General features: G+C 42.5%; 1 pseudogene. It reads left to right on the top strand.

What is annotated here, in order from left to right:
- Positions 1–703, top strand: a pseudogene (locus M3661_RS29775) (IS3 family transposase); the annotation flags it as partial.

Here is a 703-nt window from a genome sequence, read left to right as displayed (position 1 = left end):
GCAGACATTGTAAGTGAGTATGAGTTGAGTGCATCTGCATTGGATCGCTGGATTAAACAAGCCCACCAAACAGGTTCCTTCTCAGAGAAGGACAACCGCTCTCCAGAAGAAAATGAACTTATTGCATTACGGAAAGAAAACCAACGACTCAAAATGGAGAATGACATTCTAAAGCAAGCAGCGCTGATCATGGGACGAAAGTAAGTGTCATCCATCAAAATCGCGACAAATACTCGGTATCAGCAATGTGCGACGTCCTGCAAATAACTAGAAGTACGTACTATTATGAAGCAAAAAACTCCAGCAATGAAGATGGTATTACAAAGCTTATCGTTGAAATCTTCCAGAAGAACCGAAATGCATATGGTACAAGAAAGATTAAAGCAAAGCTTCACGAACGTGGACTTATCGTATCAAGACGTCGAATTGGCCGCATTATGAAGGAACAAGGCCTTGTTTCTACATACACCGTGGCTCAATACAAACCTCACAAAACAACATGCAACGAATCGCAACAGGTAAATGAACTGAACCGCAAGTTCCAGCAATCTGAAGCTAAGCGCGTCGTTGTAAGCGATCTAACGTATGTCAAAGTCAAAAACAGATGGCACTACATCTGTGTATTAGTTGACCTCTTTAATCGAGAGATCATTGGCTCAAGTGCAGGGCCGAAAAAGGACGCAGCTTTAGTCACACGAGCCTT

Source organism: Paenibacillus sp. MER 180 (genome assembly GCF_023713665.1).
Classification (GTDB): domain Bacteria; phylum Bacillota; class Bacilli; order Paenibacillales; family Paenibacillaceae; genus Paenibacillus_B; species Paenibacillus_B suaedae.
This window is presented reverse-complemented; position numbering and strand designations above follow the sequence as displayed.